A 1,682-nucleotide genomic window follows, 5' to 3' on the forward strand; every position below is an offset into this window, starting at 1 on the left:
GAGCCGGGGTACGCGCCGAAGCTGGACCGCGACAACGACGGGGTCGCCTGTGAATAGCGGGCATCACTGGTAGGACGTTCGCGGGCGGAGTAACGTTCACGACATCAGAACATGAAGATCTGTTCATATGGCTAAGGAAGCCGCCATGAACCAACGACTGACGACCGCATTGCCGCTCGCGGTGATGCTCGTGGCCACCGCGACGGCGTGCGTCCAGGGCGGCGGCGGAAACCCCCCGGCCGGCCAGAACGTCCCCGGGGTGATCGAATCCACCTCGCCCGCGGTGGAACCGACGTCCATGAATCCGCAGAAACTCGACGACTCGGTGGTGTTCCTCATGACCACCGTCTCCGGGTACGTCCTCGACCCGGGTGAGGGGGAGGGGGACGACGTCCGGTCCACCGAGGTGACGGCGGTACGGACCTGCACGGGGTGGATGGCCGGCGAGGACGGGGAGATCATCACCGCCGGGCACTGCGTCGGCCGGGATGAGGGCCGTGACGTCGTGATCTCCTCCTACCTCGACGACCACGACGTCGCCGACGAAGGATCCCTGGAGGCCGTGGTCGAGGTCCGGGTGATGGCCGGTCAGCCCGACATCGACGGCGCCACCATCACGGACTGGGTCCCTGTCCGGGTCGCCGACGTGATGCCGTTCGAGGACGGGGATCTGGCCCTGCTGCGGGTCGAGGCGACGGACTCGGGCTCGCGGCCGCCGGCGTTGGCGATAGCCGAGGAGGACCCGCAACCGGGCGACAGTGTCACCTCGATCGGCTTTCCCGGCGCCGGTGCCGACGTCTCGGAGGAGAAGGCAATCCAGCCCCCGTCGTTCAAGGCCGGCACCGTCTCCGCGCGGCCGGCCTCCGCGAGGGGGGTGGAGGGATACGAGATCGACGCCGACATCAGCCCCGGTATGGCCGGCGGGCCCACCGTCGACGGGTCGGGTCGGGTGGTGGGCGTGAACTCCTACGCCATCCGCGGCGGATACCAGGCGTTCAACATCGTCACCGGCACCTCCGAACTTCGACGCTTTCTGGCCGACAACGGGGTGGGGTGACCGGCCGCTGCTCAGTCGCCGGCGTCGGCCAACAACCCGTAGAGACGCTTGCGTAGCGCGACCAGTTCCTCGGTGGCCGCGGTGCTGGTGGTCGGGTCGCCCGTCTGGACGACGGCCCGGACCGCCATGGCGGCCTCGCCGAACGCCTTCCAGAGGTCGGCGTCCCCGCCCAGTCGGGAGGTGGCCTCCTCGGTGGCGTCGTCCCACGGGGCGGGGCGGTCCGCGAGTGTCTCGAGCTCGACGCGACCGGCGTCGGTGAGCTGGTAGTGCTTGGGTCCGGCGTCCTCCGCGGGACCGATGAGGCCCTCGTCCTCCAATAGAGACAGGGCCGGGTAGACCGCGCCCGAGCTGGGGCGCCACGTGCCGCCACTGCGCTCGGCGAGCTCGCGGATGATCCCGTAGCCGTTCCGCGGTCCCTCGGCCAATAGCAGGAGCGTGCCGCGTCGGACGTCCCCTCGTCGTCGTCGCCTCTGGTGGCCGCGCCGCATCCCACGTCCCTCATCGAACGGGCCGAACGGGCCGCCCGGGCCGAAAGGTCCACCGGGCCCGAACGGGCCGCCCGGGCCGAACGGCCCACCAGGGCCGAAGGGTCCCGCGCCTCCGCCGTGCTCGTGGCGACGGCCCC

At 70.9% G+C, this 1,682-nt stretch carries 3 protein-coding genes; 2 read left to right on the plus strand and 1 reads right to left on the minus strand.

Translation table 11 applies throughout. The features are described 5' to 3' along the window. Together G6017_RS17255 and G6017_RS12790 are read left to right on the plus strand one after the other, a co-directional pair. The coding region (locus G6017_RS17255) for an excalibur calcium-binding domain-containing protein (protein ID WP_277819604.1) at positions 1-57 on the plus strand (57 nt) is incomplete at its 5' end. A gap of 88 nt (positions 58-145) precedes the next feature. Continuing rightward, positions 146-1,057: a S1 family peptidase gene (locus tag G6017_RS12790; protein ID WP_182617686.1), complete on the plus strand. Its 912-nt coding sequence runs from the start codon at positions 146-148 to the stop codon at positions 1,055-1,057. A gap of 11 nt (positions 1,058-1,068) precedes the next feature. On the opposite strand, the gene G6017_RS12795 is transcribed toward G6017_RS12790, so the two are convergent. Beyond that, entirely contained in the window at positions 1,069-1,482 is a 414-nt protein-coding gene (locus G6017_RS12795) for a PadR family transcriptional regulator (protein ID WP_241731526.1), read from the minus strand. Positions 1,483-1,682 lie beyond the last annotated feature (200 nt).

Origin of the sequence: Dietzia sp. B44, assembly GCF_014145245.1 — a bacterium.
In the GTDB taxonomy this organism is placed as follows: domain Bacteria; phylum Actinomycetota; class Actinomycetes; order Mycobacteriales; family Mycobacteriaceae; genus Dietzia; species Dietzia natronolimnaea.

Coding starts and splice junctions, on each gene's coding strand:
- G6017_RS12790 (WP_182617686.1), top strand. CDS start 146: ATGAACCAACGACTGACGACCGCATTGCCGCTCGCGGTGATGCTCGTG.